Raw genomic sequence first — 255 nt, forward strand, 5'->3', positions numbered from 1 at the left:
GGCTGGCAATGACCGCTACACCACCGAGGTTGTGTTGCAAGGGTTCGGCGGCTCGCTGGTGCTGCTTGATGGCAAGCCGGATGGCGGACGCGACACGGGCACGGGGACAGCCACCACAAACTACAGTGCGCCTTCCGGCAAGACTGGCGGCGGATTTTCCGACGATCTTGACGACGATATCGGCTTCTAGGGGGCGCTGCGATGTTCCCCCGCTTCTCCCGCAAGCCCAAGACTGTCGCCCGCACCAAGGATGCC

General features: G+C 63.9%; 1 protein-coding gene. It reads left to right on the forward strand.

The genetic code is table 11. The features are described 5' to 3' along the window. Positions 1–190: single stranded DNA-binding domain-containing protein (locus Q4528_RS14785; protein ID WP_303522422.1), on the forward strand; the 190-nt coding region annotated here is incomplete at its 5' end. Positions 191–255: the final 65 nt, after the last annotated feature.

Origin of the sequence: Staphylococcus pasteuri (assembly GCF_030547725.1) — a bacterium.
GTDB lineage: Bacteria > Bacillota > Bacilli > Staphylococcales > Staphylococcaceae > Staphylococcus > Staphylococcus pasteuri.